Here is a 19,698-nt window from a genome sequence, read left to right as displayed (position 1 = left end):
CATGCAAACATGCTGTCATGGCTGCTGACCTACCATCCGGCGCAAGCCGTCGCAAACGGCACTTGACATGTTATAAAATATCATGTGTGTGCACGCTTCCGTAAGGGAGCAGCCCATGAAATCCGGTCTTTCGTTCGTTGCCGCGTCGATGCTTGCCTTCGTGCCGCCGGCTGCTGCCGCCGCGCCGGCCGCCGACTCGGACCAGGGGACCGTCGGCGACCACCATGACGAGGCGCCGGAGATCGTCGTCACCGCCCTGTCGCGCAACCGCGGCGATTTGCTGTCGGGCACGTCGGTGCTGTCGGGCGCGGCGCTGGCGACGGTCAAGCGCGCGACGATCGGCGATACGCTCGACCATCTGCCGGGCGCGAGCAGCAGCAGCTTCGGCCCGTCCGCCGCGCGGCCGGTGCTGCGCGGGCTGCAGGGCGACCGGGTGCGGGTGCTGACCGACGGCATCGGCGCGTTCGACGCGTCGGGCACCAGCGCCGACCATGCGGTGGCGATCAACCCGCTGACTGCCGACCGGATCGAGGTGCTGCGCGGGCCGTCGGCGCTGCTCTACGGATCGGGCGCGATCGGCGGCGTCGTCAACGTCATCGATTCGCGGATTCCGCTGCGGGTGCCGGACGAGCCTGTCCACGTGCACCTCGACGGCGGCTATGCGAGCGCCGCCGACGAGCGCAATATCGCCGGTGCGCTCGATGTGCCGTTGGCGGGGCGGCTCGTCCTGCATTTCGACGGCAGCTATCTGAAGGCGAACGATCTGCGTACCGGCGGCCATCTGCTGTCGGCGCCGCTGCGCGCGCAGGCGGCGGCGTCGGCCGACCCGGACATCCGGGACCTCGCGACGCTGAAGGGCAAGCTGCCCAACACCGCGGCGCGGACCTGGGACGCGGCGGCCGGCATCGCCTATATCGGCGACGGCGGGTCGATCGGCCTGTCCTATGCCCATCTCGACAATTTCTACGGCGTGCCGATCCGCTTCTCGCTCGACCCGGCGGGGGACGCGGAGGCGCCGCGCATCGCACTGAAGCAGGATCGCTACGACCTGCGCGCCGAAGTCAACACCGGCGGCGGCTTCCTCGACAAGCTGCGGTTGCGCGCCGGCTATGGCGACTATGTCCACCGCGAGCTGGAGCCGGACGGCGCGGTCGGCACGACCTTCTACAACACCGGTATCGAAGGGCGGATCGAGCTGATCCAGGCGAAGCGCGGCGCGTGGAGCGGCGCGTTCGGCGGGCAGGTGATGACCCGTGATTTCGACGTGGTCGGCGAAGAGAAGTTCCTGCCGAAATCATCGACCGAACAGGCCGGGTTGTTCACCGTCCAGCAGTTCGATTTCGGCGCGGTCAAGGCGGAGATCGGCGGACGCGTCGAGAAGACCAGCGCCCGCGCCTATGCCGATGCCGACATCGGCAATCCCGACCTGCGCCGGCGCTTCACCGCGCTGTCCGGGGCGGCGGGGGCGAGCGTGGCGGTGGCCGACGGCTGGCGCGCCGGCGTCAACCTGACCCATTCGGAACGGGCGCCGACGGTGGAGGAGCTTTACGCCAACGGCCCGCATGGCGGCACCGAATCCTTCGAGGTCGGCCTGCCCGGCGCACGGCTGGAGCGCAGCAACGGCGCCGAACTGACGCTGAACGGCAAGGGGCCGGGCTATTCGGTCGAGCTGTCGGGCTATTACAACCGCTTCGCCAACTTCCTCTATCAGCTGCCGACGGCGAACATCGAGGACGGGCTGCCGGTCTACGAAATGGCGCAGGGGCGGGCGACGCTCTACGGGTTCGAGGCGCAGGCGCAGGTCGATATCGCAAGGGTGGGTGCCGGCACCGTCTCCGTCGACGGGGTCGCCGATTATACGCGCGCGACGGTCAGGGGCTTCGGCCCGGCGCCGCTGATCCCGCCGCTGCGCGTGCTCGGCGGCATCGGTTACGACGACGATGCGGTCAACGCCCGGGTCGAGGTGGAGCATGTCACCGCGCAGGACCGGGTGGCCCCGCTGGAGACGCGGACGCCCGGCTTCACCATGGTCAATGCGTCGCTGGCATGGAAGGTCGGCGGGGCCGGGGCGCCGCTCAGCCTGCGCCTGTCGGCCAACAATATCTTCGACGTCGAGGCGCGCCGCGCCGCGTCGCTGCTCAAGGATTATGCGCCGCTGGCCGGGCGCGACATCCGCGTCGGGGCGGCCGTGCAGTTCTGAATCGGTCGCGGCACCGGCCCGCGCCCGACACCCGCGGTTGCCGAAGCAGGGGGGATTGCCTATCTCCGCAAGCATTCCTTCCCGCTTTTCAACGGACAGCGCATGAGCACGACGCACACCACCCGGATGCTGATTTTGGGATCCGGCCCGGCCGGCCTTTCGGCCGCGATCTACGGCGCGCGCGCCGGCATGGCGCCGATCGTCGTGCAGGGCATCCAGCCGGGCGGGCAGCTGATGACGACCACCGATGTCGAGAATTATCCCGGCTTCCGTGACGTCATCCAAGGGCCGTGGCTGATGGAGCAGATGCAGGCGCAGGCCGAGCATGTCGGCGCGCGGATGCTGTGGGACCAGATCGTCGCCGTCGACCTGTCGCGCCGGCCGTTCCGGCTGACCGGCGACGGCGGCGACGTCTATGAAGGCGACGTGCTGGTCATCGCCACCGGCGCCCAGGCCAAATGGCTGGGGCTGGACAGCGAGAAGCTGCTGCAGGGCAAGGGGGTCAGCGCCTGCGCGACCTGCGACGGCTTCTTCTATCGCGGCAAGAAGGTGGTGGTGATCGGCGGCGGCAACACCGCGGTCGAGGAAGCGCTCTACCTGACCAACCACAGCCCGGACGTGACGCTGATTCACCGCCGCGACGGCCTGCGCGCCGAGCGCATCCTGCAGGAACGGCTGTTCGCCCACCCGAACATCACCGTGCTGTGGAACAAGACGGTCGACCGCTTCGTCGGCGCCGGCGACCCGGCGGTGCTCGTCGGCCTGGACCTGAAGGACACGGTGACCGGCGAGATCAGCCATGTCGCCGCCGACGGCGGCTTCGTCGCGATCGGCCACCACCCGGCGACCGAGCTGTTCAAGGGCCATCTGGAGCTGGACGAGGACGGCTATATCCGGGTCGAGACCGGGTCCACCCGCACCGCCATCCCCGGCGTGTTCGCCTGCGGCGACGTGATGGACAAGATCTACCGCCAGGCGGTGACCGCGGCCGGCACCGGCTGCATGGCCGCGCTCGACGCCGAACGGTTCCTGGCCGAGGCGGATTTCGAGGCGCAGCAGCGCGAGCAGGTCGACGCCTGAGAGGGATTCCCCCGTCCGTCCGGTTCCTGAGAGCGGCCCGGAGGGGTATATCCACACCTGTTCCGTCCATCCCGAGCGCAGTCGAGGGACGCACTCAGTTGCTGTGCGTCCCTCGACTGCGCTCGGGATGGACGGGTGTGGGAAAGGGTTTGGTGGGTTTCGGCGAGGGCGTGCGCCGGGTCCGCCGGCGGTTCAGCTTTTGGGTTTGAGCGCTTCGGCTAGGGAGACGGTGGCGCTGCCGCGGCGGGCGGGTTTGGGTTGCGAGGGGTCGGGCGCCCAGCCGGTCAGGTAGACGAGATCGAAGACTTCGGGCGTCCGGCCGTCCGGGTCGGCCTGCTCCGCGAAGGAGGCGAGGGCGCGGGCGAGCTGGGGGCGGCCGAGCGGCGGGGCGGCGTCGGCCAGAACCGAGGTGGCGGCCATGCCGCGCAGGTCGGCGGCGAGGCGAATCAGTGAGCCGTAGCGCACGGTCAGCCGTTCGCCGTCCGCCACCGGCAGGGCGAAGCCGGCGCGCATCAGCAGGTCGCCGGCGCCGCCGACGTCGATCTGCGGGTGGATGCGGGCGGCGACATGGTCGCCGTCGCCCTCGAACATCGCGAGGCGCAGCCGCGCGAGGCTGCCGGCGCCGGCGAAGGCGCCGAGGAACAGCCCGTCCGGGCGGAGGATGCGGCGGATCAGCGCCAGCGCGCCGGGCAGGTCGTTGACGCTGTCGAGCACGCCGACCGACAGGACGAGATCGACGCTGGCGTCGGCGAAGGGCAGCCGATCCTCGTCGCACTGCACGCCGCCGGCGGCGCGGGCGAAGGCGAAGCCAGCGTCGGCGGCGGCGACGGTGGTGCCGGCCGCGCCGAGCCGGGCGATCAGTTCGCGGTCGGCGGCGCCGATGACCAGTGCCCGCGCGAAGCTGTGCCCGCTGATCAGCGCCAGCCGGTCGAGCAGTTCGTCGCCCATCCGCCGGATCAGAAAATCATGATCGGCGAAGCGGGCGGCGGCGCGGTCGCGGCGCTGGCGGCGGCGGCGGCGGTCGAACAGTTCGGGGGTGTCCATCGCCCGGCTTGTGCAGAAGCGGATCGGCGCCGACAAGGGGCGATGGCCTTGTTTCGCCAGAGCTTTGCCGCCGTCGTCGCCTTTGCTCTGCCGCCGCGCTGCCCGGGCTGCGGCGTGATCGTCGACGCGGATCGGCGGTTCTGCGCGCAGTGCTGGCAGGCAATGGATTTCCTGACCGGGCCGGGCTGCGTCACCTGCGGCGCGCCGCTGGCCGGGCCGCCGGGCGGCCAATGTGCGCCGTGCATGGCCGAACCGCCAGTCCATGACGGGGTGCGCGCCGCCGTCGCCTACGGCCCGATCGCCCGCGCGCTGGTGCTGAAGCTGAAATACGGGCGCAAGCCGGGGCAGGCGGCGCTGATCGCCGAGCACCTCGCCCGCCGGATCACGCTGGGCGAGGCGGCGCTGCTGGTGCCGGTGCCGCTTCACCGCTGGCGGTTGTGGGGGCGCGGCTTCAACCAGGCGGCGCTGATCGCCCAGCGGATCGCCGCCGTGACTGGCCTGCCCGTCGCGCCGGACCTGCTGCGCCGGGTGAAGCGGACGCCGCCGTTGCGCGGGCTGGGCCGGGCGGCGCGGGCGCGGGCGGTGCAGGGGGCGTTCCGCGCCGTGCCGGACGCCCGGCGGCGGATCGGCGGGCGCGCCGTCTATCTGGTCGACGACGTCTATACCAGTGGCGCCACCGCCAATGCCTGCGCCGCGGCGCTGAAGCGGGCGGGCGCGGCGCGGGTGACGGTGTTGTGCTGGGCGCGGGTGGTGCGCGACGAGGGAGATTGACGGCGGCGATGGTCGCACGGCAAAGAGTCGCGATGGCGAAGGTGGAAATCTATACCAAGTTCGGCTGCGGCTATTGCGCGCGGGCCAAGGCGCTGCTTTCCGCCAAGGGTGTCGCGTTCGAGGAATACGACATCACGATGGGCGGGCCGCAGCGCGCCGAGATGCTGACGCGTGCCAACGGCCGCACCACCGTGCCGCAGATCTTCATCGACGGCGCTCATGTCGGCGGCTCCGACGAGCTCGCCGCGCTCGAACGCGCCGGCAAGCTCGACCCGCTGCTCAGCGGCTGATCCGGCGATGCGCGCCGCCCTGTTCCAGATGACCAGCGGCATCGACCCCGCCGCCAATGCCGACGCGCTGGCGGCGGCGGTGGCGGAGGCGAAGGCCGGTGGCGCCGCCATGCTGTTCGTGCCCGAAATGGCCGGGCTGCTCGACAGCGACCGGGCGCGCTCCGCCGCCCATGTCGTGGCGGAAGCGGATGACCCGGTGCTGGCGCGGGTGTGCGAGGCTGCCGCCGCCGCCGGGCTGTGGGTCCACATCGGTTCGCTGGCGCTGGCCGGGGGTGACGGCGGGCGGCGGGTCAACCGCGGTTTCGTCATCGACGACGGCGGCGCGATCCGGGCGCGCTACGACAAGATGCATCTGTTCGACGTCGACCTGCCGAGCGGCGAGAGCTGGCGCGAATCGGCGGCTTACGCGCCCGGCGCCGGGCCGGTGACGGTGGCGACGCCGTGGGGCGTCCTGGGCCTCAGCATCTGTTACGACCTGCGCTTTCCCGACCTGTACCGCGCGCTGACCGACGCGGGCGCGACGATGCTGGCGGTGCCGGCAGCGTTCACCGTGCCGACCGGCCAGGCGCATTGGCACGTGCTGCTCCGCGCGCGGGCGATCGAGGCGGGGGCGTTCGTGATCGCCGCCGCCCAGGCCGGCACGCATCAGGACGGGCGGAGGACCTACGGCCATTCGCTGGTCGTCGACCCGTGGGGCGCGGTGGTGCTCGACGCCGGCGAGCGGCCGGGCCTTGCCTATGCCGACATCGATCCGGCACAGGCGGCGGCGGTGCGGGCGCGGGTGCCGGCGATCCGCCACCGCCGCGCGATCGGCCCGGTGACGGCGGCATGATCGTCTTCGATCTGAAATGCGGCGACGGCCATGTCTTCGAGGCATGGTTCGGCAGCAGCGCCGATTACGAGGAACAGCGCGCGCGCGGGCTGGTCGCCTGCCCGCTGTGCGGCGACCCGGAGGTGGCGAAGGCGGCGATGGCGCCGCGGCTGGCGCCGGGCGACGGCGCCGACGCGGAGCTGCCGGCCGCCGACGGGACGGACCCGGCCGCCGCCCGGCGGATGCTGGCCGAGCTGGCGCGGATGCAGGCGCGGATGCTGGCGAAGTCCGACTGGGTCGGCGACCGCTTCGCCGAAGAGGCGCGCGCGATGCACCACGGCGAGCGCGACGAGCGCGCGATCCACGGCCGGGCGACCGCCCGCGATGCCGAGGCGCTGGCCGAGGAAGGCGTCAGGGTCGCGCCATTGCCGTTTCCGGTGACGCCGCCCGACCAGTGTAACTGACCCGGCACCGCGTCGGGCGAGGCGGCGAGAAGGGGGCTTGCCGCGAAATGGCCCGGACCCTAGGGCGGACGCCAGGCGCCCGTAGCTCAGCAGGATAGAGCACCAGATTCCTAATCTGGGGGCCACAGGTTCGAATCCTGTCGGGCGCGCCATTTCAGAACAGAACTATGAACGCCGAACGCCGCCGTTTCTACGCTTGAAGCGGCGACCAGCGTTCGCAGCAGTTCCGACTTCGATCCCATGATGCGAACCTCGTCGTCGGCAACCTCGACACGCTGCGCCAGCGCGCGTAGATGGTCGCGGCGGTAGCCGCCATCGTTGAGCCTGATCCGTTCACGGGCTTTGCGGGCAAACCCCTTGAGCATATCGGGGGTGACGCCCTGATTGCCTGAACTATCGAGCGCGAGCTGCGTGCGCTCCGCGTCGGCGGCGGCTTGATCCCGCAATGCCTTGAGGCTCACCATGCGTTCCTTTGCCATGGCGTCGTCCTTGTCCACCATGCCGGCTTCGATGGCGTCAAAGAGACGGCCGAGCCGCTGGTCGGCTTCCGTGATTCGCCTTTGAAGCTCGGCAAGATGCTCGCGGCGGCGCTCGGTGCGTTCCTGTCGGCGGTCGATGACGCTGGCAAGGACGGTTTCCAACCGCTTGGGCAGGAGCAGGCGGTCCCCGATATAATCGGCGACCGTATGGTCCAGCTTGTCCATGGGGATCGTGCGACCCTTGCAGCCGGTCTTGCCCTGCCGGGCCTTGGTCGAGCAGGTATAGTAGCGGTATGTCGCGCCCGTGCTGCCTTGGCCGGTGCGAAGCGTCATCGCTCCCCCGCACTTGGCGCAGAAGCAAATGCCGGTCAGGAGCGTCGGGCCGCTGGAGACACGTGCAGGCGTCACCATGGGATTGCGGGACTTGAGGCGGGCTTGCACCGCGTCGAACGTCTCGCGCTCGATTAGGGGCGGCACCGCCATGATGGCGACCTCGCTCTCCGGCTTCTTCTCCCGATCCTTGTGCGAGCGGGTGTTGAACCTGTGCTCGCCGATATAGGTGGTGCGGGTCAGGATGGCGTGGATTTGCGCCAATCCCCAACGCCCTCCGTCGCGGGTGAAGAAGCGGCGCTCGTTGAGATAGGTGGCGATGGCCTTGACGCCCATCGCGCCGGACGTGCCGTCTCCTTCGAGGAACAGGCGATAGATCAGCCGCACGGTGTCGGCGTGCAGCGGGTCGATCTCCAGCTTCTTCTTGATCTTCGATCCGCGCTGCTCGGCCGCGACGATGCGATAGCCGATGGGCGGCCGTGCGCCGTTCCAGAAACCCTGCCGGGCATTCTCGTTCATGGCGCGCAGGACGTGCTTGGCGTTCTCCTTGGACTGGTATTCGTCGAACAGCGCCATGATCTGCCGCATCATCTGGTGCATGGGATCGTCGCCCATTTCCTGCGTGATGGACACGAGCTTGACGCCGTTCTTCGCCAGCTTGCGAACGTAGAACTCCATCTCGAAGTGATCGCGGAAGAAGCGCGAGAAGCTATGCACCACGACAATGTCGAAGGGCGCGGGCTTCGACGTGCCCGCCTCGATCATGCGCTGGAATTCGGGGCGCTTGTCGTTGGTGGCGGTTGCGCCCGGTTCCACATAAGTCTCAACGAGCTGATAGCCGCGCTGCTCGCAATAGGCTTCGCCCTGCCGCTTCTGGTCGGGAATGGAAATATCATGCTCCGCCTGCCGGGCAGTCGAAACGCGCAGGTAGAGCGCGGCGCGGGCGGTAGTGGTTGGGCTGTGAATGTTCATGGTCGGCCTCCCATAGCTTTCTTCATCTTGGGGTGGTCGATCAGGGGCAACGCCAGCTCCACGCGGTCATGCACCACCTTGGGCGCGAGCTTACGCCCATGCCCCGGTTCGAGTCGCACAAGACCGTAGTTCTCCATGGTTTTCAGGGTGCGTGACAGATTGGAGCCGGCCCGGCCGGTGATTTCCGCCAGTTCCTCCAGCGATGCCGGGGCTTTCTCGGCGATGATGCGCAGCAGTTCGCGGTTGCCGGCCGACAGCACCTTGGCAAAGGATTCGGTCGAGGTGAACCACACCTTCGGATCGCTGGGCGCAGGTTTTTCCTCGCCGCGCGCGATCCGCATAGTGCGGGCCTTCATTTCTTCATAGTCGGCAATCCCGACTTTCAATGTGGTCATAGGGCACCTCGTTCCTTCAATACCGCGTCCACGGCCTGCCAGAAGTCGGCCAGCAGCGTGGCCGCATCCTCGTAGGCGTAAGGCTTCACGGTCTGAAAGCGGTGCCGATGGTCCATCGGCGCGCCGCGCCTGCCTCGGCCGACCGGATGGGCATTGTCGAAGCCGACCAGCCGTTCGCCCGAAGGCTCGTGAAGCGTGAGCGAATAATCGAGGCCGTGCGGCTTTTCCGGCGAGGCCGGAACGCGGGTGACGACGAACTTCACCCAATGGCCGCCCTCGGGATCGACAAAGAGCATCTGTCCGTCGAGGTCCAGAAGCGTGTCGAGGCTTGGATCACGATCCACGCTCACGTCTTTTTCCTATCAGTTTGTGATAGGTATTGCAAGCTGTCATTCGGCTTTCTCGGGTTCAAGAGTTCGTCGAACACATCGCCGAACCAACGCTCGAACACGTCAATCTCGGCTTCGGTGACGGGAATGTCTTCGGGCCAGTCGTCGGTGACACGCATCCTCTGCCCATCCGGGCCGAGAAGTGGCATGTTGCCGGCTCGCGTCCGGCCGTCGGGCGTAGGATCGTCGGCGTAGTCGAAAAGATCGTCGGGAAGTGGTTCGGGGATCGACTGTCGCGGTCGCCCTCTCCGGGCGCGGCGGCGCTCTGCGCACATGGAATCCTCCTTGGTTCTGTTGGAATCCGAGGCGCTCAAGGCCCCGGAATTAGGCGAACCATGGAGGGCAGTCGGCGGCCTGTAGCGTGCCGCATTTGCGCCTATGCGCTGGCGGCACCCCTGCCGGGATGGGACTCAGTTGGCGGCTCGCCGTGCCTTGGCGAAGCCGCGATCCGTTGCGATGAACCGCTCCAGCATCGGCACGATGAGCCTGACGGGATCGGCGGCGGGCTGGCCGCTCTCGCGGGCCAGCACCTCGGCATAGGCGACCAGATCGCGGTGAAGTGGCGCAGGCAGCTCCACGGTGATCTTCACGGGCTTGTCGTCGGGCAGCGGGCCGAGTTTCAGCTTGGTCATGGTCAACCTCCTGCCGGTTCGAATACAAGGTCGCGGGTGACGATGATCCTGACCGGGAAGCCGGGCCGGATGGTCAGCGTCGGTGCGACCTGCAACTGGCGCTGGACGATCTGCTGCCCCGCCTGATTGACGGTATCCTGCGCCCCGTCGCGGATGGCCCGGATAAGCCGGTCCTCGTCGCTGGTCGCCAGTTCCGTGCCGACTGCGAGCAGCGTGGACAGCCCTGCGGCCTTCATCAGATCCCACCAGTGGTAATCCACGCCATCCTCAAGCCCGGCGTAACCGGAAGCGTCCGCACCCGGCAGACGCTCAAGGACGATGGAACGGCCGCCCGGCAGGATCAGGCGGTTCCACACCAAGAGCACCCTTCGCTGGCCGAAGGTCACGCCGTCATCGTATTGGCCGATGATGCGCGTTCCCTGCGGGATCAGCAGCAGCGACCCGGTCGGGCTGTCATAGACGTTCTCGGTCACTTGAGCCGTGATCTGGCCCGGCAGGTCCGAACGGATGCCGGTGATGAGCGCGGCCGGAATCACGGCCCCGGCCTGAAGGATGTAGGGCGATGCCGGCGGCGCGACACGATCCGGCGCGACAGTCTGCCGGTCCACGGGTCCATTGAGGAAAGCCGCGTGCCGGTCCTGCGTCGCGGGCTGTCCGCCGAGGCCAAGACCGGCAAGGCTGGGCATGGCCGTCCCTGCCGGCGATCCCGTGCGCGGGCCGGACTGGAAGAACACATTGCTTAAGCGCGCGGCTTCTTCCTCGGCGCGGCGGCGTTCCTCGGCGGGATCGACGGCGGGCGTCGCCATCGTAGGCGGTGCGACGGGCTGCCCTCGGTTCTGCGCGTCGAGGATCGGACGGCCCAAATCTCCGGGCAGCGCGGGGCCGAGCACCGGCCCGCTATAGTCGCTTGGCAGACCGGCGAGGCCGTCCGCCGTGGGCCGGTTCTCGGTCGAGTAGAGTTCGCCGCCGTCCGGCCCTCCGTCGCGGGTCTGGAGCGCATAGATGAGTGCGCCGCCGATGCCGAGCAACGCAACCGCGCCGACGCCCGCCAGCATCTTGCGGGACAGGCGGGTGACGCGCGGCGGCTCGGCGCGCAGCCGCATGGGGGCTGCGGTTTCGGTGATGGTGTTGTCGGTCATGACGGGGAGCCTCCGGTCGCGCTGGCGGGCTGCGCGTCGGCGGCCTGCGTCGGGTTGGTGCGGACGATCCTGACGACCTGCTGGCGGCTGCCAGAGCCAAGGCGCAGCTCGGCCGCGCCGAACAGGCGGTCCACGATCAGGACGTTCTGGTGGACTCGGCTGTTGACGATCTGCGGCTCGCCGTTCGCGCCAAGCACGAAGATGGGCGGCATCTCGCCCTGCACGATCCCGGCCGGGAAGACGACATAGACGCGGCGGCCATCGTCGAAGACGGAGACGGGCCGCCATGGCGGGCTATCGCCCTGCACCTGCAAGGCGTAGCGATAGTTCCGCGCCGCCTCGGCGGGGATGATCGGGGCTGTCGGAACGGTGCGGCGCTGGCCGGGCGTCGCGGGATAGGCCCAGGCGACGGCGGGCATGTAGAGCGATTCCCGGGCGCGCAGCTCGATCATGTAGGTGCGCCGGTCGGTGGTGACGACAAGGTTGGTGGCGATGTCGGGTCGCGTCGGCTTCACGAGGATATGGACGCGGCGGTTCGCGCCCGAACCGGATTCCGTGTCGCCGATGATCCAGCGGGCGGTGTCGCCCGCCGCGATTGGCCCCGCGCCGGTCAGGCTCTCGCCCGGCTCCAGCGCGATCGTCGTGATCTGCCCGACTGCGGCATAGACCTGATAGAGCGCGCCTTCCGACCACGGATATATCTGGATGGCGTTGTAGTAGCCTTCGCGGCGCGGCTCGACGCGGGCGGCTGCATTGGCGTTCTCGACGCGGCCGGTCGGCGTGCCGGCAGCCGTACCGCCCCGCGCCACGGTCCATGCCGGGGGCACATGCAGCGGCCGGGGCGTGTTGTCGACTGCTGCCGCCTGCACGGTCGGCAGCGGCGGAACGCTGGCGTCATAGCTGAATTGCGGCATCCGATTGGTGGCGCAGCCGGTCAAAGCGATTGCCACGACCGTCACAAAAATAGCATACGATAGCGGCTTTAGGATTAGTAGTGAGGAACTGACAGGATGGATACTGTCCCGACGATTGTTGCCCGGTATATCGACGCCTACAACACGATGAATGTTCAGGCGATGCTCGACTGCCTGTCGGGCGACGTTCGGTTTATCAACAGATCGAACGGAGAAGTGACGAACGAGACGCATGGGATTGAGGCATTTCGCGCGTTGGCGGAACAGGGTGTTGAATTGTTTGCGGAAAGAGAACAGACAATTCTCGACTGCATCGCCATTGAGGACCGTGCAGCGGTGCGCATCGGCTATCGCGCCAAGGTCAAGGCCGACCTGCCCAACGGCTGGAAGGCTGGGCAGAAGATCGAGATAGCGGGCACCTCGTTCTTCATGATCTCCAAGGGAAAGATCAGCGAGGTGATTGATGCAAGCTGACGTTTTCATTGGCTCATCTCCCGCGACCACGAAATTGCATTGACGTAGATTCCCAGCGGATTGGCGCGCAGGCGCTCGGCGTCGCGCGGCGGCTGGATGACGATAGTGAGGATGGCCGTCCATCGTTCCGTGGTGGAAAGCTGGCCGTTCTCGAAATGCCTTTCCGTCCACGCGACGCGGAAGCTGTTGGGCGAGGCCCGGATGACGCTGGACACCTCGACGGCGACCTGTTGGCGGCCGACCTTGGTGAAAGGGTCATTGGCGCGGGCGTAATCGTTCAATGCCGCCGCGCCGCGATCCGTGGTCCATTCATAGGCGCGAAGCCAGTTCTGGCGGACGATGATCGCGTCGACCGGGATCGCGCGGACCTGTTCGATGAAGCGGCCGAGATGGAAAGCAATCTGCGGATCGGTCGGGCGATAGTCGGCATTGGCTGGCGCGACGGTCTGCGCCTGACCGAGATTGTCCACCTGCACGACCCAAGGCACCACGGTCCCACGCGCGGACTGCCAGACCAGCGCAGAGGCGAAGCCGGCCGAGAGGATCAGCGAGCCGAAGGCCATGAGCCGCCAGTTCCGCGCCTGCACGCGGGCCGAGCCGATACGCTCGTCCCACACTTGCGCGGCGCGCTGATAAGGCGTCTCGGGTTCCGGCGTCTTGCCGTAATGAGTTGCTGGTCGTTTGAAGATGCTCATGAGCGGTCACTTTCGGAAAGATTGATGGAGGAACCGGAGCCGTGGCTGTCGCCGGAGCGCACCGCATGGGCGGCCATGGTCGTGCCGTGGTTGAGGGCTTGCGAACGCTGCATGCGCTGCGCCCAGGCCGGAGGACCGGCGGATGGTGCCGGCGATGCGGGCGCAGCATCGCTCCCGCCGACCGTTCCCATGGTGGAGCTGCCGCCGCTTGCGCCGAATCCGGCCTTCGAACCTTCGGAGAAGCTGGATTTGACGGATTCGCTGGCCCGCGCGGCGGCGCGTTTGAGGGGTGAGATGGCGGCCGAACCTGCTGCGCGGCCGACGCCGCCGAGACCGGAGGCGACGCCTGCCGCGCCGGACTGGCCAAGCGATCCGACGCTATAGGCGGCGGTCGCCGCGCCCGCGGTGGCCGCGCCGCCGCGGACGGCCGCGGCCCCGCCGGACAGGGCAGCGGCACCACCTTTGGCGGCGAGCATGGCCCCGCCGCCAGCGGCGACGGCTGCACCTGCGACCGCAAGCCCGGTTCCCACGGCAGCACCCGCGCCGAGCTGCGGGCCGCCCGAAACGATGCCGTTTGCTATGCCGGGGCCGAAGATGCCGAGGCCGAGCAGCGACAGAGCTGCCAGCACAATCGCCATGGCGTCGTCGATGGTCGGGGTCGCCCCGCCGAAACCGGCCGTGAATTGCGAAAACAAGGTGCTGCCGATACCGATGATGACGGCGAGCACCAGAACCTTGATGCCGGAGGACACCACGTTGCCCAAGACCTTCTCGGCCATGAAGGCGGTCTTGCCGAACAGGCCGAAGGGGATGAGGACGAAGCCGGCAAGCGTGGTCAGCTTGAACTCGATGAGGGTCACGAAAAGCTGGATGGCGAGGATGAAGAAGGCCAACACCACGAGCGCCCATGCGAACAGCAGGCACGCGATCTGGATGAAGTTCTCGAAGAAGGCGATCCAGCCCATCAGGTCGGAAATGGAGTCGAGCAGCGGGCGGCCGGCGTCGAGGCCGGTCTGCGCTACGCGGCCCGGCCGCGTCAGACCGGTGACAGAAAAGCCGGTGCCCGACGCCATGAGACCGAGGCCGGCGAAGCTCTCGAAGACGATCCGGGCGAGGTTGTTCCAATTGCCGATGATGTAGGCGAAGACGCCCACGAAAAGGGTCTTCTTCACCAGCCGAGCGATGATGTCGTCATCTGCGCCCCATGCCCAAAAGAGCGCGGCAAGCGTCACGTCGATGACGATCAGGGTGGTAGCGATGAAGGCGACTTCGCCAGACAACAGCCCGAACCCGCTGTCGATGTAGCGCGTGAATACGCCGAGGAAATTGTCGATGACGCCCGTGTTTCCCATGGTCAGCGCGCCTCGCTGCGGTCACGGCCGAGGAAGCGGTCGCGGGATTCAGCCCATGCGGCGAGGCAGTCGGTGTCGCTCGCCGCCGCCTCGCCGAGTTGCTGGCAACGGCGCAGGGTTTCGCGCAGGGGATCGGCCGGGGGCTGGAGGGCCGATGCCGGCCGTGACGCGGAAGGCTCGTCCTTCCGCGTCATGTCGATTGCGGTCACTGTCAAGGCAATCGCAACGAACACCACGGCCCCGAGCCGGACCAGCATCTTGCCGTCCATGGCGAGCCTCCCGGTCAGTTGTTGCCGTTGTTGAACATCTGCGCGTTACCCGGCTGATAGCCGCTGCCGGGCGTCAGGAAACGCTCGCGCTGGATGCGGCCCTGTTCGGCGGCGGTCGCGCGCTCGGCTTCGGTCAGCGCGTCGGCGCGGCCGTTCGCCGAGATGACCGCGATCAGATCGGAAAGCTGCTGTGACTGGAGCGCGAGAAGCTGGTTGCCGGCCTGCGTGGCTTGCAGCGCGCCGGTCGCGCCTTGGCTCTGGCCGACAAGCGCGGCCATCTCGGCGCGGTTGCTGTCGATGTTGCCGACCGCACCCGCCTGCACGCGCATTGCGTCCTGCAAGCCGCCGACCGTGTTCTCCCACCGGCTGCGCGCATCGGCGACAAGCTGGGCGTCGGTCGTCGAAAGCGAGACGTTGCCGTATTGCTGTTGAAACGCTTGGTCGATCTGCCCGACCTCGAACGCGATGTTCTGCGCTTGGCTAAGAAGCTGCTGCGTCCGGCTCACGTTCTGCTGGAGCTGCTGGAGCGACGAATACGGCAGGCTCGCCAGATTGCGGGCCTGATTGATGAGCATCTGCGCCTCGTTCTGGAGGCTGGTGATCTGGTTGTTGATCTGCTCCAGCGTGCGCGCTGCCGTGAGCAGGTTTTGCGCGTAGTTGCTCGGGTCATAGACGATCCGGCCGAAACCGAATTGCGCATGGGCCGGGCTTGCCAGCATGGGCGACAGCGCGACGGGCACTGCGAGCGCCAGCGCGAGGGCCGAAGCCCCGACAAACTTGGGATAGGTCATGGAAGAATCTCCTGTGTGGGGTGGGTATCGAGCCGGGCCGGCGCGGCGGATTCCGGCCGGTCGGCAAGATTGGTGAGGTTGGGGATCAGCTCGGCCGCCCACTCGACGCCGCGCGCGCGTAGCCATGCGGCGAGGAAGCCGTCGCGGCCGTGTTCGGCGACGATCTGTGCAATGAGCGTCTGGTCGGATTTGGCGGATGCGGCGCAGAGCGCGAGGCCGATTTCGGACAGGCCAAGCTCGAACAGGCGATTGCCGCGCCTCGACTGGCAGTAGTAGTCGCGCTTGGGCGTGGCCCGTGCGAGGATTTCGATCTGCCGGTCATTCAACCCGAAACGCCGGTAAATCTCGGTAATCTGCGGCTCGATGGCGCGCTCGTTCGGCAGCAGAAGCCGCGTCGGGCAGCTCTCGATGATCGCGGGCGCGATGTTGCTGCCGTCAATGTCGGACAGGCTTTGCGTGGCGAAGATGACGCTGGCGTTCTTTTTGCGGAGCGTTTTCAGCCATTCGCGGAGCTGGCCGGCGAAACCCTCGTCGTCCAGCGCAAGCCAGCCTTCATCTATGATGAGAAGCGTCGGCCGCCCGTCGAGCCGGTCGCCGATGCGGTGGAACAGGTAGGACAGCACGGCCGGGGCCGCTCCAGTCCCGACAAGGCCCTCGATCTCGAACGCCTGCACATCCGCCGAGCCGAGATGTTCGGCTTCGGCGTCGAGCAGCCGGCCATAGGCACCGCCGACGCAGAACGGCCGGAGCGCCTGTTTCAGATCGTTGGATTGCAGCAGCACCGCAAGGCCGGTGATGGTGCGTTCCTCGACCGGGGCCGAGGCCAGCGAAGTCAGCGCCGTCCAAAGATACTCTTTGACCTCGGGCGTGATGGCGATGCCTTCCCGCATGAGGATGGCGGCGATCCAGTCCGCCGCCCATGCGCGTTCATAGGTGTCGTGGATGCGGGCGAGCGGCTGGAGCGAGACGGACGCCTCGGCCCCTTCTGTCAGCCCGCCACCAAGGTCGTGCCAGTCGCCGCCCATGGCGAGCGCGGCGGCGCGGATGCTGCCGCCGAAGTCGAAGGCGAAGACCTGCGATCCGGCGTAGCGCCGGAACTGCAAGGCCATAAGGGCGAGCAGCACGCTCTTGCCCGCGCCCGTGGGGCCGACGACAAGGGTGTGCCCTACGTCGCCGACATGCAAAGACAACCGGAACGGGGTTGAGCCTTCGGTCTTTCCAAAGAGCAGAGGGGGCGCACCGAAACGCTCGTCCCGTTCCGGCCCCGCCCACACCGCCGACAGCGGGATCATGTGGGCGAGATTCAATGTGCTGATGGGCGGCTGGCGGACATTGGCGTAGGCGTGTCCGGGCAGGCTGCCGAGCCATGCGTCAACCGCGTTGACGCTCTCGGGCATGGCGGTGAAGTTGCGCCCCTGAACGATCTTCTCGACCAGGCGCAGCTTCTCGTCGGCTAGGCGCGGGTCGGCATCCCATACGGTGACGGTGGCCGTGACATAGGCCATGCCCGCCACGTCCGCGCCGAGTTCCTGCAAGGCCATGTCGGCGTCGAGCGCCTTGTTGGCCGCGTCGGTGTCCACCAGCGCGGACGCCTCGTTGGTCATCACCTCTTTCAAGATCGCGGCGATGCTCTTGCGCTTCGCAAACCATTGGCGGCGGATGCGGGTCAGCAGCCGCGTCGCGTCGGTCTTGTCGAGCAGGATCGCGCGCGTGCTCCACCTGTAGGGGAACGGCAGGCGGTTCATTTCGTCGAGCAGGCCCGGCGTCGTCGCGGTCGGGAATCCCACGATGGTCAGCACGCGCAGATGCTTGGTCCCAAGGCGCGGCTCCAGCCCGCCGGTCAAGGGCTGGTCGGCGAGCAGCGCATCGAGGTGCATGGGCACCTCGGGCACGCGCACGCGATGCCGGTTGGTCGAGATGGTGGAGTGGAGATAGGTCAGCGTCGCGCCATCATCCATCCAACGGCACTCGGGCATGAAGCCGTCGAGCAAAGCCAGCACGCGGTCGGTGCGGTCGATGAAGCCGCGCAGCAGCTCCCACGGGTCCACGCCGGTTTTCTCGCGGCCCTCGTAGAGCCATGTTTCGGCGCGGGCGGCTTCCTCGGCCGGGGGCAGCCAGAGGAAGGTCAGGAAATAGCCCGACACGAAATGCGTGCCTGCTTCCTCGAACCCGGCTTTGCGCTCGGCATCGACCAGCGCCGATGCCGCATCGGGAAAGGTGCTGTCGGGATAGGTCGCGGCCTCGCTGCGCTGCGCCTCAACAAAGATGCTCCAGCCGGAGCCGAGGCGGCGCACGGCGTTATTGATGCGGCCGGCGACGGCGACCAGCTCGGCCGCGACGGCGGAATCCAGATCGGGACCGCGAAACTTCGCGGTCCTCTGAAAACTGCCGTCCTTGTTCAAGACGACGCCGGAGCCGAGCAATGCGGCCCATGGCAAATAGTCGGCGAGCCGGGCGGCGGTGCGGCGATATTCGGAAAGGTTCATCATGGCCGCGCCCTCACACCGCCAGATGGCCGGGGACGCGCAGATGCCTACGCCCGACCTCGACGAATTGGGGATCGCGCTTCGCCGCCCATACGGCTGCGAAATGGCCGATTGCCCAAATGGCGATGCCGACCAGCCAGAGGCGCAAACCGAGGCCCACGGCTCCGGCCAGCGTTCCGTTCATGATGGCGATGGAGCGCGGTGCGCCGCCGAGCAAAATATGCTCGGTCAGCGCCCGGTGGACCGGGACCGTGAAGCCCGGCACCGCGTCGAGCAGTTCGAGGCCGCCCGCCATCAAACGAGCGCCCCGCCGCCGAACGAGAAGAAAGACAGGAAGAAGCTCGATGCGGCGAACGCGATGGACAGGCCGAAAACGATCTGGATCAGGCGACGGAAGCCGCCGCTGGTATCGCCGAACGCGAGGGTCAGGCCCGTCACGATGATGATGATGACGGCGATGATCTTGGCGACCGGCCCCTCGATGGACTGGAGGATGCTTTGGAGGGGCGCTTCCCACGGCATCGACGAACCGGACGCATGGGCGGCCGGGGCGAGCATGAGGCTGATGGCAAGGGTGGATGCGGCGGTCGCGGCAAAGCGATAGCCGCGCGTAAGCGTGCGGATCATGAAGATTCTCCTGTGCTGGTGGGGATTGCCGAAGGGATGGGATGCGTGATGCGGTAGTCGCCGTCCGGCCCCAGCCCCTCGACGCGGGCAAGCTCGGCCAGCCGGCGCGCGGAACCGCGCCCGGAAAGGACGGCAACAAGGTCGATAGTCTCGGCGATCAGCGCACGCGGGACCGTGACGACAGCCTCTTGGATGAGCTGTTCAAGGCGACGAAGCGCGCCGATGCCGGTGCCGGCGTGAATGGTGCCGATCCCGCCGGGATGGCCCGTGCCCCATGCTTTGAGCAGGTCGAGGGCTTCCGATCCGCGCACCTCCCCAATCGGGATGCGGTCGGGGCGCAGGCGCAGCGAGGACCGCACAAGGTCCGACAGGCTGGCGACGCCATCCTTGGTGCGCAGCGCCACCAGATTGGGCGCGGCACATTGCAGCTCGCGGGTGTCTTCGATGATGACGACACGATCCGCGCCTTTGGCGACCTCCGCCAAAAGGGCATTGGTGAGCGTGGTCTTGCCGGTGGAAGTGCCGCCCGCCACCAAGATATTGGCGCGGGCTGCGACGGCTTCGCGCAGCGTTTCCGCCTGATCGGCAGACATGATGCCGGCGGCCACATAGTCGTCGAGCGTGAACACCGCGACGGCAGGTTTACGGATGGCGAAGGCCGGCGCGGCGACCACGGGCGGCAAAAGGCCCTCGAACCGTTCCCCGCTCTCGGGCAGCTCTGCCGAGACGCGGGGGCTGCGGGCATGAACCTCTGCGCCGACATGATGCGCGACCAGCCGCACGATGCGTTCGCCATCGGCGGCGGACAGGCGTTCGCCCGTGTCGGAAAGCCCTTCGGACAGCCGGTCCACCCAAAGGCGACCGTCCGGGTTCAACATTACCTCGACCACGGCCGGGTCTTCGAGCAGCCGGGCAATGGCGGGGCCGAGCGCGGTGCGCAACATGCGCGCGCCGCGCTGGATCGCTTCCTGTCTGTGGTGGTTGGTGGTCATGTCGGCCCCGGCTTCTGGCGGGGCGCAACAGGCGGTCCCCGGATCGGGGTCGATTAAGAAAGCCCGGAATTGGGCCGGTTCAACAAGTATCTAAGCGGCGGC

Annotated in this window: 23 protein-coding genes and 1 tRNA gene; 8 read left to right on the top strand and 16 right to left on the bottom strand. The window is 68.0% G+C overall.

Annotated features, from left to right (window positions below):
• Nucleotides 1-115: 115 nt before the first annotated feature.
• Together E4A53_RS04215 and trxB are read left to right on the top strand one after the other, a co-directional pair.
• Nucleotides 116-2,200 (top strand): TonB-dependent receptor, encoded by a 2,085-nt coding sequence (locus tag E4A53_RS04215; RefSeq protein WP_136161851.1) that lies wholly within the window; start codon nt 116-118, stop codon nt 2,198-2,200.
• A 102-nt stretch (nt 2,201-2,302) separates the two neighbouring features.
• The gene (gene trxB / locus E4A53_RS04210; RefSeq protein ID WP_136161850.1) at nt 2,303-3,280 is read left to right on the top strand and encodes a thioredoxin-disulfide reductase; all 978 of its coding nucleotides are present in this window, start codon (nt 2,303-2,305) and stop codon (nt 3,278-3,280) included.
• A 192-nt stretch (nt 3,281-3,472) separates the two neighbouring features.
• On the opposite strand, the gene E4A53_RS04205 is transcribed toward trxB, so the two are convergent.
• Nucleotides 3,473-4,324 (bottom strand): methyltransferase domain-containing protein, encoded by an 852-nt coding sequence (locus E4A53_RS04205; protein ID WP_136161849.1) that lies wholly within the window; start codon nt 4,322-4,324, stop codon nt 3,473-3,475.
• Nucleotides 4,325-4,366: 42 nt separating this feature from the next.
• Here E4A53_RS04205 and E4A53_RS04200 point away from each other — a divergent pair, with 42 nt between their 5' ends.
• From E4A53_RS04200 to E4A53_RS04180, 5 genes are all read left to right on the top strand, one after another.
• Nucleotides 4,367-5,095 (top strand): ComF family protein, encoded by a 729-nt coding sequence (locus E4A53_RS04200; RefSeq protein ID WP_136161848.1) that lies wholly within the window; start codon nt 4,367-4,369, stop codon nt 5,093-5,095.
• 32 nt (nt 5,096-5,127) lie between these two features.
• On the top strand, nt 5,128-5,385 hold the full coding sequence (grxC, locus tag E4A53_RS04195) for a glutaredoxin 3 (RefSeq protein ID WP_136161847.1): 258 nt from the start codon (nt 5,128-5,130) through the stop codon (nt 5,383-5,385).
• Between the two features lie 7 nt (nt 5,386-5,392).
• Nucleotides 5,393-6,217 carry a carbon-nitrogen hydrolase family protein gene (locus E4A53_RS04190; protein ID WP_136161846.1) on the top strand — a complete coding sequence of 275 codons (825 nt, stop codon included), beginning with the start codon at nt 5,393-5,395 and terminating at the stop codon, nt 6,215-6,217.
• A complete protein-coding gene (locus E4A53_RS04185) occupies nt 6,214-6,660 on the top strand; it encodes a DUF1178 family protein (RefSeq protein WP_136161845.1) in 447 nt (148 codons plus the stop codon). The genes E4A53_RS04190 and E4A53_RS04185 overlap by 4 nt, the downstream gene beginning before the upstream one ends.
• A gap of 75 nt (nt 6,661-6,735) precedes the next feature.
• Nucleotides 6,736-6,812, top strand: a tRNA-Arg gene (locus E4A53_RS04180).
• Here the strand turns inward: E4A53_RS04180 and E4A53_RS04175 are convergent.
• The 7 genes from E4A53_RS04175 to trbG all read right to left on the bottom strand — a co-directional run bounded on the left by E4A53_RS04175 (nt 6,771) and on the right by trbG (nt 11,910).
• Nucleotides 6,771-8,441: a recombinase family protein gene (locus tag E4A53_RS04175; protein WP_136162062.1), complete on the bottom strand. Its 1,671-nt coding sequence runs from the start codon at nt 8,439-8,441 to the stop codon at nt 6,771-6,773. The two genes, E4A53_RS04180 and E4A53_RS04175, sit on opposite strands and share 42 nt — an antisense overlap.
• The gene (locus E4A53_RS04170; protein ID WP_029074249.1) at nt 8,438-8,836 is read right to left on the bottom strand and encodes an HVO_A0114 family putative DNA-binding protein; all 399 of its coding nucleotides are present in this window, start codon (nt 8,834-8,836) and stop codon (nt 8,438-8,440) included. The genes E4A53_RS04175 and E4A53_RS04170 overlap by 4 nt, the downstream gene beginning before the upstream one ends.
• Complete coding sequence (locus E4A53_RS04165; RefSeq protein ID WP_029074250.1) at nt 8,833-9,186, bottom strand: toxin-antitoxin system TumE family protein; 354 nt, start codon at nt 9,184-9,186, stop codon at nt 8,833-8,835. Before E4A53_RS04165 ends, E4A53_RS04170 begins: the two co-directional genes overlap by 4 nt.
• Complete coding sequence (locus E4A53_RS04160) at nt 9,183-9,539, bottom strand: hypothetical protein (protein ID WP_239018126.1); 357 nt, start codon at nt 9,537-9,539, stop codon at nt 9,183-9,185. The genes E4A53_RS04165 and E4A53_RS04160 overlap by 4 nt, the downstream gene beginning before the upstream one ends.
• 96 nt (nt 9,540-9,635) lie before the next feature.
• Complete coding sequence (locus E4A53_RS04155) at nt 9,636-9,857, bottom strand: DUF2274 domain-containing protein (RefSeq protein WP_029074252.1); 222 nt, start codon at nt 9,855-9,857, stop codon at nt 9,636-9,638.
• Nucleotides 9,858-9,859: 2 nt separating this feature from the next.
• The gene (locus tag E4A53_RS04150; protein ID WP_420822601.1) at nt 9,860-10,960 is read right to left on the bottom strand and encodes a TraB/TrbI/VirB10 family type IV secretion system protein; all 1,101 of its coding nucleotides are present in this window, start codon (nt 10,958-10,960) and stop codon (nt 9,860-9,862) included.
• Between the two features lie 32 nt (nt 10,961-10,992).
• Nucleotides 10,993-11,910, bottom strand: coding sequence for a P-type conjugative transfer protein TrbG (trbG, locus tag E4A53_RS04145; protein WP_200523655.1), 918 nt, complete (start codon nt 11,908-11,910; stop codon nt 10,993-10,995).
• A 96-nt stretch (nt 11,911-12,006) separates the two neighbouring features.
• On the opposite strand from trbG, the gene E4A53_RS04140 reads away from it, so the two are divergent.
• Entirely contained in the window at nt 12,007-12,384 is a 378-nt protein-coding gene (locus E4A53_RS04140; protein WP_029074878.1) for a nuclear transport factor 2 family protein, read from the top strand.
• A gap of 5 nt (nt 12,385-12,389) precedes the next feature.
• On the opposite strand, the gene trbF is transcribed toward E4A53_RS04140, so the two are convergent.
• From trbF to trbB, 8 genes are read right to left on the bottom strand one after another with little or no spacing between them, the layout of a single operon-like run.
• A complete protein-coding gene (gene trbF, locus E4A53_RS04135; RefSeq protein WP_476712821.1) occupies nt 12,390-13,073 on the bottom strand; it encodes a conjugal transfer protein TrbF in 684 nt (227 codons plus the stop codon).
• Nucleotides 13,074-13,075: 2 nt separating this feature from the next.
• A complete protein-coding gene (gene trbL, locus E4A53_RS04130; RefSeq protein WP_029074256.1) occupies nt 13,076-14,431 on the bottom strand; it encodes a P-type conjugative transfer protein TrbL in 1,356 nt (451 codons plus the stop codon).
• Nucleotides 14,432-14,433: 2 nt separating this feature from the next.
• On the bottom strand, nt 14,434-14,700 hold the full coding sequence (gene trbK-alt / locus E4A53_RS04125) for a putative entry exclusion protein TrbK-alt (protein ID WP_031623918.1): 267 nt from the start codon (nt 14,698-14,700) through the stop codon (nt 14,434-14,436).
• 14 nt (nt 14,701-14,714) lie between these two features.
• Entirely contained in the window at nt 14,715-15,491 is a 777-nt protein-coding gene (gene trbJ / locus E4A53_RS04120) for a P-type conjugative transfer protein TrbJ (RefSeq protein WP_029074258.1), read from the bottom strand.
• On the bottom strand, nt 15,488-17,980 hold the full coding sequence (trbE, locus tag E4A53_RS04115) for a conjugal transfer protein TrbE (RefSeq protein WP_136161843.1): 2,493 nt from the start codon (nt 17,978-17,980) through the stop codon (nt 15,488-15,490). The genes trbJ and trbE overlap by 4 nt, the downstream gene beginning before the upstream one ends.
• A gap of 10 nt (nt 17,981-17,990) precedes the next feature.
• Entirely contained in the window at nt 17,991-18,272 is a 282-nt protein-coding gene (locus E4A53_RS04110; protein ID WP_029074260.1) for a VirB3 family type IV secretion system protein, read from the bottom strand.
• Nucleotides 18,272-18,604 carry a TrbC/VirB2 family type IV secretion system protein gene (locus E4A53_RS04105; RefSeq protein ID WP_136161842.1) on the bottom strand — a complete coding sequence of 111 codons (333 nt, stop codon included), beginning with the start codon at nt 18,602-18,604 and terminating at the stop codon, nt 18,272-18,274. The genes E4A53_RS04110 and E4A53_RS04105 overlap by 1 nt, the downstream gene beginning before the upstream one ends.
• Entirely contained in the window at nt 18,601-19,596 is a 996-nt protein-coding gene (gene trbB / locus E4A53_RS04100) for a P-type conjugative transfer ATPase TrbB (protein ID WP_029074262.1), read from the bottom strand. Before trbB ends, E4A53_RS04105 begins: the two co-directional genes overlap by 4 nt.
• Between the last annotated feature and the right edge of the window lie 102 nt (nt 19,597-19,698).

This window comes from Sphingomonas flavalba (assembly GCF_004796535.1).
GTDB classification, from domain to species: domain Bacteria; phylum Pseudomonadota; class Alphaproteobacteria; order Sphingomonadales; family Sphingomonadaceae; genus Sphingomonas_L; species Sphingomonas_L flavalba.
Note: the sequence above shows the minus strand (reverse complement) of the source record. Positions and strands in the feature narration are given on the sequence as shown.

Coding starts and splice junctions, on each gene's coding strand:
- E4A53_RS04215 (WP_136161851.1), top strand. CDS start 116: ATGAAATCCGGTCTTTCGTTCGTTGCCGCGTCGATGCTTGCCTTCGTG.
- trxB (WP_136161850.1), top strand. CDS start 2,303: ATGAGCACGACGCACACCACCCGGATGCTGATTTTGGGATCCGGCCCG.
- E4A53_RS04205 (WP_136161849.1), bottom strand. CDS start 4,324: ATGGACACCCCCGAACTGTTCGACCGCCGCCGCCGCCGCCAGCGCCGC.
- E4A53_RS04200 (WP_136161848.1), top strand. CDS start 4,367: ATGGCCTTGTTTCGCCAGAGCTTTGCCGCCGTCGTCGCCTTTGCTCTG.
- grxC (WP_136161847.1), top strand. CDS start 5,128: ATGGCGAAGGTGGAAATCTATACCAAGTTCGGCTGCGGCTATTGCGCG.
- E4A53_RS04190 (WP_136161846.1), top strand. CDS start 5,393: ATGCGCGCCGCCCTGTTCCAGATGACCAGCGGCATCGACCCCGCCGCC.
- E4A53_RS04185 (WP_136161845.1), top strand. CDS start 6,214: ATGATCGTCTTCGATCTGAAATGCGGCGACGGCCATGTCTTCGAGGCA.
- E4A53_RS04175 (WP_136162062.1), bottom strand. CDS start 8,441: ATGAACATTCACAGCCCAACCACTACCGCCCGCGCCGCGCTCTACCTG.
- E4A53_RS04170 (WP_029074249.1), bottom strand. CDS start 8,836: ATGACCACATTGAAAGTCGGGATTGCCGACTATGAAGAAATGAAGGCC.
- E4A53_RS04155 (WP_029074252.1), bottom strand. CDS start 9,857: ATGACCAAGCTGAAACTCGGCCCGCTGCCCGACGACAAGCCCGTGAAG.
- E4A53_RS04150 (WP_420822601.1), bottom strand. CDS start 10,960: ATGCGGCTGCGCGCCGAGCCGCCGCGCGTCACCCGCCTGTCCCGCAAG.
- trbG (WP_200523655.1), bottom strand. CDS start 11,910: ATGCCGCAATTCAGCTATGACGCCAGCGTTCCGCCGCTGCCGACCGTG.
- E4A53_RS04140 (WP_029074878.1), top strand. CDS start 12,007: ATGGATACTGTCCCGACGATTGTTGCCCGGTATATCGACGCCTACAAC.
- trbL (WP_029074256.1), bottom strand. CDS start 14,431: ATGGGAAACACGGGCGTCATCGACAATTTCCTCGGCGTATTCACGCGC.
- trbK-alt (WP_031623918.1), bottom strand. CDS start 14,700: ATGGACGGCAAGATGCTGGTCCGGCTCGGGGCCGTGGTGTTCGTTGCG.
- trbJ (WP_029074258.1), bottom strand. CDS start 15,491: ATGACCTATCCCAAGTTTGTCGGGGCTTCGGCCCTCGCGCTGGCGCTC.
- trbE (WP_136161843.1), bottom strand. CDS start 17,980: ATGATGAACCTTTCCGAATATCGCCGCACCGCCGCCCGGCTCGCCGAC.
- E4A53_RS04110 (WP_029074260.1), bottom strand. CDS start 18,272: ATGGCGGGCGGCCTCGAACTGCTCGACGCGGTGCCGGGCTTCACGGTC.
- E4A53_RS04105 (WP_136161842.1), bottom strand. CDS start 18,604: ATGATCCGCACGCTTACGCGCGGCTATCGCTTTGCCGCGACCGCCGCA.
- trbB (WP_029074262.1), bottom strand. CDS start 19,596: ATGACCACCAACCACCACAGACAGGAAGCGATCCAGCGCGGCGCGCGC.